Annotated in this window: 12 protein-coding genes and 1 pseudogene; 10 read left to right on the forward strand and 3 right to left on the reverse strand. The window is 67.9% G+C overall.

What is annotated here, in order from left to right; all coding sequences use genetic code 11:
* Together VAE53_RS05555 and VAE53_RS05560 are read right to left on the reverse strand one after the other, a co-directional pair.
* Window positions 1-426, reverse strand: a pseudogene (locus VAE53_RS05555) (transketolase family protein); the annotation flags it as partial.
* Window positions 423-1,265 carry a transketolase gene (locus tag VAE53_RS05560; protein WP_322818376.1) on the reverse strand — a complete coding sequence of 281 codons (843 nt, stop codon included), beginning with the start codon at window positions 1,263-1,265 and terminating at the stop codon, window positions 423-425. The pseudogene VAE53_RS05555 and the gene VAE53_RS05560, both read right to left, overlap by 4 nt.
* Window positions 1,266-1,321: 56 nt before the next feature.
* Here VAE53_RS05560 and VAE53_RS05565 point away from each other — a divergent pair, with 56 nt between their 5' ends.
* Window positions 1,322-1,729, forward strand: coding sequence for a VOC family protein (locus VAE53_RS05565; RefSeq protein WP_322818377.1), 408 nt, complete (start codon window positions 1,322-1,324; stop codon window positions 1,727-1,729).
* Window positions 1,730-1,772: 43 nt separating this feature from the next.
* A complete protein-coding gene (locus VAE53_RS05570) occupies window positions 1,773-3,671 on the forward strand; it encodes a S9 family peptidase (RefSeq protein ID WP_322818378.1) in 1,899 nt (632 codons plus the stop codon).
* Here the strand turns inward: VAE53_RS05570 and VAE53_RS05575 are convergent.
* A complete protein-coding gene (locus VAE53_RS05575) occupies window positions 3,668-4,231 on the reverse strand; it encodes a flavin reductase family protein (RefSeq protein ID WP_322818379.1) in 564 nt (187 codons plus the stop codon). The two genes, VAE53_RS05570 and VAE53_RS05575, sit on opposite strands and share 4 nt — an antisense overlap.
* Before the next feature lie 89 nt (window positions 4,232-4,320).
* On the opposite strand from VAE53_RS05575, the gene VAE53_RS05580 reads away from it, so the two are divergent.
* From VAE53_RS05580 to flgB, 8 genes are all read left to right on the forward strand, one after another.
* Window positions 4,321-4,662, forward strand: coding sequence for a histidine triad nucleotide-binding protein (locus tag VAE53_RS05580; protein ID WP_322818380.1), 342 nt, complete (start codon window positions 4,321-4,323; stop codon window positions 4,660-4,662).
* Between the two features lie 20 nt (window positions 4,663-4,682).
* Window positions 4,683-5,333 carry a bis(5'-nucleosyl)-tetraphosphatase (symmetrical) YqeK gene (gene yqeK / locus VAE53_RS05585; RefSeq protein WP_322818381.1) on the forward strand — a complete coding sequence of 217 codons (651 nt, stop codon included), beginning with the start codon at window positions 4,683-4,685 and terminating at the stop codon, window positions 5,331-5,333.
* Between the two features lie 132 nt (window positions 5,334-5,465).
* On the forward strand, window positions 5,466-7,040 hold the full coding sequence (fliF, locus tag VAE53_RS05590; RefSeq protein WP_322818382.1) for a flagellar basal-body MS-ring/collar protein FliF: 1,575 nt from the start codon (window positions 5,466-5,468) through the stop codon (window positions 7,038-7,040).
* A gap of 6 nt (window positions 7,041-7,046) precedes the next feature.
* Entirely contained in the window at window positions 7,047-8,066 is a 1,020-nt protein-coding gene (fliG, locus tag VAE53_RS05595) for a flagellar motor switch protein FliG (RefSeq protein WP_322818383.1), read from the forward strand.
* Entirely contained in the window at window positions 8,050-8,745 is a 696-nt protein-coding gene (locus VAE53_RS05600; RefSeq protein WP_322818384.1) for a FliH/SctL family protein, read from the forward strand. Before fliG ends, VAE53_RS05600 begins: the two co-directional genes overlap by 17 nt.
* The gene (locus VAE53_RS05605; RefSeq protein WP_322818385.1) at window positions 8,742-10,133 is read left to right on the forward strand and encodes a FliI/YscN family ATPase; all 1,392 of its coding nucleotides are present in this window, start codon (window positions 8,742-8,744) and stop codon (window positions 10,131-10,133) included. Before VAE53_RS05600 ends, VAE53_RS05605 begins: the two co-directional genes overlap by 4 nt.
* Window positions 10,108-10,569, forward strand: coding sequence for a flagellar export protein FliJ (gene fliJ, locus VAE53_RS05610; RefSeq protein WP_322818386.1), 462 nt, complete (start codon window positions 10,108-10,110; stop codon window positions 10,567-10,569). Before VAE53_RS05605 ends, fliJ begins: the two co-directional genes overlap by 26 nt.
* The coding region (gene flgB / locus VAE53_RS05615) for a flagellar basal body rod protein FlgB (RefSeq protein WP_322818387.1) at window positions 10,566-10,869 on the forward strand (304 nt) is incomplete at its 3' end. The genes fliJ and flgB, both read left to right, overlap by 4 nt.

Raw genomic sequence — 10,869 nt, forward strand, 5'->3', positions numbered from 1 at the left:
CACCACATCGAACGGAATCAGCGACGTCGCCAGCGCAAGATCCTCGATCGCCTGCGCGCTCATCCCATCCTCCCCCACCGTCACCCCTCCATGGCTCGCCACACACTTCACATTCAGCCCACCCCGCGGTTGCGCCACCGACGTCCGCAGCTGATCGAAGCACCGCCCCGGCAAAAACACCGCAAAACTCGCAACGAACGCCGTCTTCCCGCAAGCCGCCAGCCCCGCCGCAATCCCCACCATATTCTGTTCCGCCACCCCTACCGTGTACCACCGCTCCGGGTATCGCTCCCCGAACTGGTACCCCATCGTCGAAACCGAAAGATCCGCATCGATCGCCACCACATCCACACCCTGCTCCACCAGTTCCATCAGCGCATACGGATACGCCTCACGCGTCGCCGCTGCCGGTGCCCCTTGCCTCATGCCAGCCCCTCCCCGATCTCCGCCAGCGCCTGCTCCAGCTGCTCCCGCGTCGGCGCCTTCCCGTGGAACCCCGGATTGTTCTCCATGAAGCTCACGCCCTTCCCCTTCACCGTGTGCGCAACCACCACCCGCGGCCGCTCATCCGGCCGCTCCGCCTCCGTCAGCGCACCATCCACCGCGGCCATATCGTGACCATCGCACTCGATCACCTTCCAGCCGAACCCCGCGAACATCGCCGGCGGATTCGTCCGCATAATCCGGTCCGCAAAACCGTCGTTCTGGATCCCATTCCGGTCCACCAGCGCAATGACCCGGTCCCCCAACCCAAAGTGCGGAACCGCCATCGCCGCCTCCCAGACCTGCCCCTCGTTCAGCTCCCCGTCCCCCAGCATCACCCAACAGCGAAACTCCCGCCCCTCCAACCGCCCCGCCAGTGCATGCCCAATCGCGAACGAAAGCCCCTGCCCCAACGAACCACCCGACATCTCGATCCCCGGGAGCGCCTTCATCGAAGGATGCCCCTGCAACGGGCTCCCCAGCTTCCGAAAACCCCGCAACAGCTCTCGCGAAAAAAACCCCCGCTCCGCCAACACCGCATAGTAGAACGGAGTCGCATGGCCCTTCGACAACACAAAACGGTCCCGATTCGGGTCGTCCGGATTCGCCGGATCGCAGCGCAGATGATTCCAGTAAAGCGCCACACCCAACTCCACCGCCGACAGCGACCCCCCCGGATGGCCACTCTGCGCCGCATACACCATCTCCACAATCTCCGCCCGGACACGCTTGGCGATGGCCTTCAGTTCCTCGACCGACACAGGAGCAACACGCGTAAGCATCGGACCCAAGAATACGTCCTCCTCCACGAACACGGAACGCAAGCTACACTTCCCCAATGTTCACCCAGATCGGCATCTCCCAGATCTACGTCCTCGACCAGGACGCAGCCCTCGACTTCTACGTCGGCAAGCTCGGCCTCGAAATCCGAACCGACATCGACCTCGGCTTCATGCGCTGGCTCACCGTCGGCGTCCCCGGAGATAGCCGCGAAATCCTCCTCGAAAAGCCCGGCGGCCCCATGATGGACGCCCTCACCACCGAGCAGGTCCGCGACCTCGTCGCCAAAGGCGCCGCCGGCGGCTGGCTCATCTTCCACACCACCGACTGCCGCACCACCTACCAGACCCTCCTCCAGCGCGGCGTCGAAATGACCCAAGAGCCCATGGAGCGCGACTACGGCATCGACTGCGCCGGCCGCGACCCCTTCGGAAACCACTTCCGCATCACCCAACCCCGCACCTAACCAGCCCCACCCCCACAAAACCGGCCAACGTACAATCCCACCCATGACCAGCGAACACCGCATGTTCGGCCTCTGGCCTAGCCCCATCACCCCCGCCGCACTCGCCACCGCCCTCCGCCTCAACGAGCCCGCCTGGGATTCCGACGGCCGAACCCTCGCCTGGGTCGAAGGCCGCTCCGACCGTGGCGTCATCGTCGCCCACCACCGCTCCGACCTCGCCACCCGCGACCTCACCCCCGAAACCTCCGTCCGCGCCTTCATCGGCTACGGCGGCGGCGACTTCGCCATCTCCCACCACACCCTCTACTTCGTCGGCCAGGCCGACCAGCGCATCTACCGACAAGACCTCGACGGCGGACCTCCCCGGCCAATCACCCCGCCCTTCGGCGCCGCTTCCAGCCCCACCGTCTCCCCCGACGGTCGCTGGGTCGCCTACATCCACAGCTTCGAAGACATCGACACCCTCGCCATCGTCGACAGCCAGGGCCGCCACTGGCCCCGCCGCCTCGCCCAGGGCCGCGACTTCTACATGCAGCCCTGCTGGCATCCAGCCGGCGACCGCCTCGCCTGGGTCGAATGGGACCATCCCAACATGCCCTGGGACGGCACCGAACTCCGCATCGCCTCGCTCGACCTCACCGGACCCCTCCCTACCATCGCCGAAACCACCATCCTCGCCGGCGGACCAGAAATCAGCATCTTCCAGCCCCACTTCACCCGCGACGGCCAAAGCATCCTCTACATCAGCGACCAATCCGGCTGGGGCCACCTCTATCGACGCCACCTCGCCACCGGCGCCATCGACCAACTCACCCACGGAGCGGCCGAACACGGCACACCCGCCTGGGCACACGGCATGCGCACCTTCGCCGAGCTTCCCTCCGGAACCATCGTCGTCATCCGCTCACAGAACGCCTTCCACCGGCTCATCGCCATCCATCCCACCGGAGCCGAACGCGACCTCGCCCCCGACCTCCCCGGCTACACCGCGTTCACCGCCCCCGCCGCCTCACCCACCGCCGAACAGCTCGCCATCGTCGCCTCCGGAGGCAAACAGCCACCCCGCATCGTCACCATCGACCTCGCCAACCCCGCTAGCCCCAAAATCCACGTACTTCGCCGCAGCGACAGCGAACTCGTCCCGCCCTCCGCCCTCTCCGAGCCCCAGCCCGTCAGCTGGACCTCCTTCGATGGCGAACTCGCCCACGGCCTCTACTACCCACCCGCCAGCGACCGCTACCAAAGCAGCGGCACCCCACCCCTCATCGTCCTCGTCCACGGAGGCCCTACCAGCCAGGCACTCGCCACGTGGAACCCCCAAGCCCAATTCTTCGCCACCCGCGGCTACGCCGTCCTCCTTCCCAACTACCGCGGCTCCACCGGCTACGGCCGCGCCTACATGGCCAAACTCCGCCGTAGCTGGGGCATCTACGACGTCGAAGACGCACGCACCGGAGCCCTCGCCCTCGCCGACCGCGGGCTCGCCGACCGGGGCCGGCTCGTCATCATGGGCGGCTCCGCCGGCGGCTTCACCGTCCTCCAATCCCTCGTCACCTACCCCGGCGTCTACAAAGCCGCCATCTGCATGTACGGCGTCGCCAACCAATTCACCCTCGCCGCCGACACCCACAAATTCGAATCCCGTTACCTCGACTCCCTCCTCGGCCCCCTCCCCCAGGCCGCCGCCACCTACCGCGAGCGTTCACCCCTCTTCCACGCCGACCGCATCCGCGACCCGATCGCCGTCTTCCAAGGCGAAATCGACCGCGTCGTCCCGCGCGAACAGAGCGACAGCATCGTCGCCTCCCTCCGTGCCCGCGGCATCCCCCACGAATACCACGTCTACCCCGGCGAAGGACACGGCTGGCGCAAATCCGAAACCATCGACCAGTTCTACCGCGCCATCGAGGCCTTCCTGCGCAGCCACGTCCTCTACGCCTAACCCGCGCCATCCCCCAGCCAGCGCAACAGCCCAGCCGCCGCAGCACGGTCACGCGCACTCTTCTCCGCCCAGCGCGCCAAGAACGCCTCCCCCACCACCCGCTGCGCCGCCTGCCAACGCAGCGGCCCACCCCGGCCATCCACCACTCCCACCACCCCCACCAAGAACGCCGTCGCATCACCCAGATCGAACCCCTCGATCACCCGCCCGCGCACCTGGCCCGCAGCACCACCGAACACCGGATCACCCTCCGGCGTCAGCCCCCAATCCAGCCCGCCCAGCTTCGGGCCATCCCGACCGCTCCGCAGCCCCAGCGGCGCGAGCAACCCCTCCTGCCCCTCCGCGAGCACCGAAACCGCCAACGTCCCCGCCTCCCTCACCAAATCGTGCGTAAAATTCCCCTTCCAAAGCACCACCAGCAGCCGCGGCCGCTCCGGAACGATCGACGCCCCGAACACCGAAACACAAATCTGCGCATTCGGCCCGCCCGGCCCATGGCTCCCCACCGCGCACAACGGCGACCAGAACAGCGAAAGCACCCCACCCCCCAACCTCGTCATCGCGCCCACCTCACCGACCCTCCCAGTCCACCCCCACACCCTCCGCCAACCCATCGACACAACCGCATCCGCTCCCCACAATGACCCCCATGTCGGACTGCCTCTTTTGCCGCATGCAGCGGGGCGAAATCCCCGTCACAAAAATAGCCGAAAACGCCCACGCCTTCGCCATCCGCGACATCAACCCTCGCGCACCCATCCATTGCCTCATCATCCCAAAATCCCACATCCAAAGCGCCCGCGAGATCGAGTGGAGCCACGCCGAAACCCTCGCAGGCATGTTCATCCTCGCCAAAGACGTCGCCCGCGTCGAGGGCGTCTGGGAACCCGGCTACCGCCTCGCATTCAACGTCGGCGATGCCGCCGGCATGACCATCTACCACCTCCACATGCACCTCCTCGGCGGCCGCCGCCTCGGCCCCGAAGGCTGACCACGCCGGCGCCCTCGCCGATGAACCCCCTCCGCCACCAGATCCAGCGCGTCCGCGACCAATACACCCACCTCCCCCGCGGGCTCCGACAGCACGTCCAACGCGTCGTCCACGAAGCACGCGCCCTCGCCACCACCTGGGACCTCGACCCCGACCGCGTCGAACTCGCCGCCTGGGGCCACGACCTCTACCGCGCCCACCCCCCAGCCCAACAACTCCACCTCGCCGCCCAGGCCGGCATCCCCATCACCGACGCCGACCGCGCCGAGCCCGTCCTCCTCCACGGCCCCATCGCCGCCGTCGTCCTCCGCGAACGATTCCACATCACCGACGACGAAGCACTCGCCGCCGTCCGCGACCACACCCTCGGCGCCGCCGAAATGCCCCTCATCGCCAAAGTCATCCTCCTCGCCGATAAAGTCGAACCCCGCAAACGCCGCCGCGACCCCATCCTCCGCCAAATCCGCCGGCTCGCCCGGCGCGACCTCGACACCGCCCTCCTCTGCTGGGCCGATTGGAAATGGGTCCAAGAACGCACCAACGGCTGGATCTCCCACCCCAACCACTGGGAAGCCCGCCGCCGCTGGGTAGCCGAGCACCACCACGACCGCGCCCTCCCACCCACCCGCCTCCTCGACCCACCCGATACCCACAGCACACCCACCCCATAACCCCAACCGCACACCAGGATCAGGGATTTCTCCCAACAGTTCACGGGTTCGCCACGCCAGCATCGGTAACTCCCCGATGCGGAGCACCCCGCCCCATCGCTACCTTCGGACCACAACAGCCCGGAGCATCGCATGGGGAACCTGCAAGCCACCCCCCTCGGACCATGGCTCGAACGCTGGAACGCCCTCCCACGCACTCGGCAGCTCATGCTCGGCACCGTCGCCCTCGGCGGCATCGTCCTCCTCTGGGCCCTCTTCCTCTCCTCCTCCAGCCCCAAAATGGTCACCGCCTACTCCGGGCTCGCCCCCGAAGACAGCGCCGCCATGGCCGACGAACTCGAAACCCTCGGCATCCCCTACCAACTCCGCGCCGGCGGCTCCGCCATCGCCGTTCCCGCCAACAAAGTCGCCGAAGTCCGCATCAAGCTCGCCCAGGCCGGCCTCCCATCCGGCGGCGCCACAGGCCTCGAAATCTTCGACAAAACCAACTTCGGCGCCACCGACTTCGTCCAGAAAGTCAACTTCCGCCGCGGCCTCGAAGGCGAACTCGCCCGCTCCATCAACACCCTCGAACCCGTCAAAGCCTCCCGCGTCCACATCTCCATCCCCAAAGAAGCCGTCTTCAAAGAAGACCAACACGACCCCACCGCCAGCGTCCTCCTCCAGCTCAAACCCGGCGCCCGCCTCAACGACGAACAAGTCAAAGGCATCGTCAACCTCGTCGCCAACTCCGTCGAAGGGCTCACCGAAAAAGGCATCACCATCATCGACGACACCGGTCGCGTCCTCTTCGACGGCGCCACCTTCGGCGGAGCATTCTCCGCCGGAGCAACCGCCAGCCAGCTCGAACTCCAGCGCCAATACGAACTCGCCCTCCAACGCGACGTCAGCGACGTCCTCGCCCGCATCGTCGGCCCCGGCCGCAGCGCCGTCACCATCCGCGCCAGCCTCAACTTCGACCAAGTCACCCAAGTCAAAGACGAATTCGGCACACCAGCCCAGGCCGTCCCTCGCTCCCAATCCACCGTCCAAGAAACCTTCACCGGCACCAACCTCAACATCGGCAACGTCCCAGGCACCGGAACCAACGGCGGAACCGGCGGCGGCACCAACACCACCGCCAACGGCAACTCCCAATACAGTCGCACCGAAACCACCACCAACAACGAAGTCCCCAAAACCACCTCCACCACCATCCAAGCCCCCGGCCGGCTCGAACGCCTGAGCGTCTCCGTCGTCCTCGACGAAAGCGTCACCGCCGCCCAAGAAGCAGCCATCACCAGCGCCGTCGCAGCCGCCGTCGGCCTCGATCAAGTCCGTGGCGACGTCATCAGCGTCACCCGCCTCCCCTTCGACGAAAGCGTCCGGGCCGACCTCATCGGCGAAACCCCCAGCGGCCTCGCCACCTACCTCCACTACCTCCAGCTCCTCCTCCCCGTCCTCGCCGTCATCCTCGCCTTCATCCTCGTCATGCTCCTCCTCCGCTCCCTCTCCAAGCGCGTACCCCGGCTCCCCGCACCCATTCCCCACCCGGCCCTCGCCCCCTCCGCGGCCGCCGCCATCGCCGCCATCCCCCCCACCCAGCAAGAAAACCTGCCCGCCCTCCAAACCCCCTCCGACCCCCACGAAGAACGCGTCCTCCGCCTCGCCGAAGCCAACCCGCGTGCCGTCGCCGACGTCGTTCAGACCTGGATGAGAGAAGAATAACCGCCCATGGTCGCCAGAGACGAAAAGCTCAAAGGCCGCCGCAAAGCCGCCGCACTCCTCATCACCCTCGGCAAAGAGCGCTCCGCCGAAGTCCTCCGCCACCTCTCCGACGAAGACATCGAGCGCATCACCTGGGAAATCTCCGCCATGGGCGAACTCCTCCCCGAACACCGCAAAGAAGTCATCGAAGAATTCGAGCAGACAGCCGTCGCCCGCAACGTCATCTCCCTCGGCGGCCTCGATTACGCCGAAGAGCTCCTCCGGCTCGCCCTCGGCGAAGAAAAAGCCGCCGAACTCATCGACCGCCTCTCCGCCACCTCCCCCACCGTCCCCTTCGGCTTCCTCCGCCACCTCAACGTCCAACAGCTCGTCAACTTCCTCGCCCAAGAACACCCCCAAACCATCGCCCTCCTCACCTCCTTCCTCCAGCCCGACAAAGCCGCCCAAGTCCTCGCCGGCCTCGACCCCGAACTCGCCGCCGACGTCGCCCGCCGCATCGCCATCATGGATCGCGCCAACCCCGAAATCGTCAACGAAGTCGAAGCCGTCCTCCGCCGCAAACTCAGCGCCGTCCTCCAACCCACCCGCCAGACCCAATCCGTCGGCGGCATCGAAGTCCTCGTCCAAGTCCTCAAACAGTCCAGCCGCATGACCGAAAAAGCCATCATCGAAGCCCTCGAAGAAACCGAGCCCGAACTCGCCGAGCAAATCAAAAAGCGCATGTTCGTCTTCGAAAACATCGCCACGCTCGACGACCGCTCCATCCAGCGCATCCTCCGCGAAGTCGAAGTACGCGACCTCGCCCTCGCCCTCAAAGCCACCTCCGAAAACGTCAAAGAATGCATCCTCCGCAACATGTCCCAGCGCGCCGCCCAGATGCTGCGCGAAGACATGGAAGCCTCCGGCCCCGTTCGCCTCCGGCAGGTCGAAGAAGCCCAGCAACGCATCGTCGAAGTCATCCGCCGGCTCGACGAAGCCGAAGAAATCGTGATCTCCCGCGGAGGCGACGATGAACTCGTCGGCTAAACCGCCCCGCATCATCCGCTCCACCCGCGCCAAAAACCAAGACGACGTCTTCATCGTCGGTGCCTCCACCCCCGCCGTCCCCCTCGACACACCCGTCGCCACCGCCGCCCAACTCATCGCCGCCGCCGAAGCCCGCGCCGCCGCCATCATCGCCGAAGCCGAAGCCCAAGCAGCCAGCATTCGCGCCGCAGCCACCGCCGAAGTCGCCACCGCCGCCAGCGCCGCCGCCGAACGCGCCTTCGCCGAAGGCCTCGCCCGCGCCGAGGCCGAAGCCCACCAGCTCCTCCAGCTCCTCCGCACCGCCGCCCAAGAAGGCATCGCCATCCGCGACCAAATCGCCGCCACTGCCCGCCCCATGCTCGCCCAGGCAGTCACCCTCGCCGTCCGCCGCATCGTCGGCGCCGCCTACACCGCCGACCCGACCCTCACCACCGCCGCCTGCGAAGAAGCCATCCGCGCCGCCGCAGGCCAAGAACTCCTCAGCATCCGCGTCCACCCCAGCGTCGAAGCAGCCGTCACCGCAGCCCTCGGCGAACTCGGAGCCTACGTGCGCCCCGACGAAGCCGTCGAGGTCGGCGGCTGCATCGTCGACCTCCGCAACGGCACCATCGACGCCACCCTCGATGCCCGGCTCGACCTCGCCCAGCTCGCCATCCAGCGCGCCGGAGGCCAGGCATGAACACCACCCTCACCCCCATCCTCCGCGCCATCGCCAGCGCCAACCTCCACCGCCGGACCGGCACACTCCTCGCCAGCAACGCAGACATGGCCATCGCCGCCGGCATCAACCTCCAGCCCGGCGAACTCGCCCTCATCGAAGCACCCTCCGGCCAACCCATCCCCGCCGAAGCCGCCGGATTCGCCGCCGGCGGCATCGCCCACCTCGCCCTCCTCGAACGCACAGCCCTCACCGCCGGCGCGCGCGTCCATGCCGGCGGCACACCTCCCCTCGCCCCCGTCGGCTCCGCCCTCCTCGGCCGCATCCTCGATGGACTCGGCCGCCCCATCGACGGCGACGCACCACCCACCGGCGTACGCTGGGTCGAAGCCTCCGCCGAACCGCCCCACCCCCTCGACCGCGAACCCATCGCCCGCCCCCTCCCCACCGGCGTCCGCGCCATCGACGGCTTCCTCACCCTCGGCCGCGGCCAGCGCGTCGGCATCTTCGCAGGCTCCGGCGTCGGCAAAAGCACCCTCCTCGGCATGCTCGCCCGCGGTACCCTAGCCGACGTCACCGTCATCGCACTCATCGGCGAGCGCGGCCGCGAAGTGCGCGACTTCATCGAACACGACCTCGGCCGCCAAGCCCTCCAGCATTGCGTCGTCATCGCCTCCACCGGCGACAACCCCGCCGCCATGCGCATCTGCGCCGCCCGCACCGCCACCGCCATCGCCGAAGGCTTCCGCGACGAAGGAGCCGACGTCCTCCTCCTCTTCGATAGCCTCACCCGCGTCGCCATGGCCCGCCGCGAAATCGGCCTCGCCGCCGGCGAACCCCCAACAGCCCGCGGCTACCCGCCCTCCGTCTTCTCCATCCTCCCCCACCTCATGGAACGCGCCGGCCCCGGCCCCCGCGGCTCCATCACCGCCATCTACACCGTCCTCGTCGACGGCGAAGACATGGACGAACCCATCGCCGACCTCGCCCGAGCCACCCTCGACGGCCACATCGTCCTCCGTCGCGCACTCGCCTCCGCCGGCCACTACCCCCCCATCGACATCCTCCAAAGCGTCTCCCGCCTCATGGAACGCGTCGCCGACCCCGACCACCGCCAAGCCGCCCGCCAGCTTCGCCAGCTCCTCGCCGCCTACGAAGACGCACGCGACCTCGTCGCCATCGGCGCCTACAGCCGCGGCGCCGACCCACTCGTCGACCGCGCCCTCCAGCTCCTTCCCGCCATCGAAACCTACCTCCGCCAGCCCGCCGAAGAAATCACCCCCTTCCCCGAAGCCATCGCTGCCCTCCTCGCCGTCGACCCAGAATTCACCCCTTCCACAACCCCCCACGAAACCACCGACCACGAAATCAGCGAGGTGAGCCATGCCGATCTCGTCCAAACGCCTTGAACGGCTCATCCGCCAGCGCGCCCTCGCCGAACGACTCCAACGACGCGAACTCGCCCAAGCCATCGCCTTCCGCGATCTCCGAGCCCACGCACTCGCCGAAGCCGAAACCACCCACCAAGCCCTCCTCGCCGCCGGCCCCCGCACAGGCACCGTCGACATCGCCGACCTCCTCGCCACCACCGCCTACCTGCTACGCCTCGAGCGCGACATCGACGCCCGCCGCGCCGCCCTCGCCGACTCCGAAGAAGACGTCGCCGAAGAGCGAGCCGTCCTCATGGAGCGCCGCCGCGACCGTCGCGCCCTCGAACTCCTCCTCGAACGGCGCCGCGCCCAAGAACACCTCCAACGCACCCGCACCGAACAGCGCCGAATCGACGACCTCGTCGCCGCCCGCTGGCGCCCCGCCCAAAACCCACCCCAGGAGCACCTCCCATGAACCCCATCGCAGACCGCGGCATCGCCCAGGTCACCGCCTGGCTCACGGGCCTCGGCCGCCGCCAAAGCGCCATCGCCAACAACATCGCCAACATCGATACCCCCGGCTACATCCGCCAAGAAGCCACCTTCGAAACCGAGCTCCAACGCGCCTTCGGCCGCCAGACCGGCCAGCTCGCCACCACCGACCCTCGCCACCTCGCCACCACCCCCACCCACCGCGACACCCTCGGCCTCGATCCCCAACAACTCCTCACCTCCAGCCGCCACGACGGCAACACCGTCGATATCGACCAAGAAA

This window comes from Tepidiforma sp. (assembly GCF_034432735.1).
Taxonomy (GTDB): Bacteria; Chloroflexota; Dehalococcoidia; order Tepidiformales; family Tepidiformaceae; genus Tepidiforma.

Excerpts from the sequence above, each read along its gene's own strand:
- VAE53_RS05560 (WP_322818376.1), bottom strand. The coding sequence starts at position 1,265 with ATGCTTACGCGTGTTGCTCCTGTGTCGGTCGAGGAACTGAAGGCCATC.
- VAE53_RS05565 (WP_322818377.1), top strand. The coding sequence starts at position 1,322 with ATGTTCACCCAGATCGGCATCTCCCAGATCTACGTCCTCGACCAGGAC.
- VAE53_RS05570 (WP_322818378.1), top strand. The coding sequence starts at position 1,773 with ATGACCAGCGAACACCGCATGTTCGGCCTCTGGCCTAGCCCCATCACC.
- VAE53_RS05575 (WP_322818379.1), bottom strand. The coding sequence starts at position 4,231 with ATGACGAGGTTGGGGGGTGGGGTGCTTTCGCTGTTCTGGTCGCCGTTG.
- VAE53_RS05580 (WP_322818380.1), top strand. The coding sequence starts at position 4,321 with ATGTCGGACTGCCTCTTTTGCCGCATGCAGCGGGGCGAAATCCCCGTC.
- yqeK (WP_322818381.1), top strand. The coding sequence starts at position 4,683 with ATGAACCCCCTCCGCCACCAGATCCAGCGCGTCCGCGACCAATACACC.
- fliF (WP_322818382.1), top strand. The coding sequence starts at position 5,466 with ATGGGGAACCTGCAAGCCACCCCCCTCGGACCATGGCTCGAACGCTGG.
- fliG (WP_322818383.1), top strand. The coding sequence starts at position 7,047 with ATGGTCGCCAGAGACGAAAAGCTCAAAGGCCGCCGCAAAGCCGCCGCA.
- VAE53_RS05600 (WP_322818384.1), top strand. The coding sequence starts at position 8,050 with ATGAACTCGTCGGCTAAACCGCCCCGCATCATCCGCTCCACCCGCGCC.
- VAE53_RS05605 (WP_322818385.1), top strand. The coding sequence starts at position 8,742 with ATGAACACCACCCTCACCCCCATCCTCCGCGCCATCGCCAGCGCCAAC.
- fliJ (WP_322818386.1), top strand. The coding sequence starts at position 10,108 with ATGCCGATCTCGTCCAAACGCCTTGAACGGCTCATCCGCCAGCGCGCC.